Here is a 421-nt window from a genome sequence, read left to right on the forward strand (position 1 = left end):
GCGCCGATCGCCGCGATCGGGTCCAGCCGTACGGCCAGCTCGGCGAGTTCGGCGACGATCCCCTCGGCGGTGTCGGCCGCTATCCACCAGATCGGGTTGTACCGGTGCCTGAACCGGTGGGCGTACTCCAGCGCGAGCGTGCTCTTCCCGACGCCGCCGAGACCGTGCACGACGCGGACGACCGCCCTGCCCGAGCCGTTGTCCATGGCCGCGTCGAGACGGGCCAGGTCCTCGTCCCTGCCGACGAAGACGCCGTTGCGGGGCGCGGGAAGGTTGTTCAGCCCCGGGGACGCCACGACCTCGTTCGGCGGCCTGACCATCTGCGCGGGAAGGTGCAGGCTGCGGGCGTCGATCGTCGGCCCCGCGCCGGTGGCGATCACCCCGGAGTTGTTGTTCGCCGCCACCCCGCCCACCCCGGACG

General features: G+C 72.9%; 1 protein-coding gene. It reads right to left on the reverse strand.

All coding sequences use genetic code 11. From position 1 onward, the window contains the following. The coding region (locus J0695_RS38855) for an AAA family ATPase (RefSeq protein WP_206969568.1) at window positions 1-404 on the reverse strand (404 nt) is incomplete at its 3' end. Window positions 405-421 lie beyond the last annotated feature (17 nt).

Source organism: Streptomyces beijiangensis, assembly GCF_017315755.1.
Classification (GTDB): Bacteria; Actinomycetota; Actinomycetes; order Streptomycetales; family Streptomycetaceae; genus Streptomyces; species Streptomyces beijiangensis.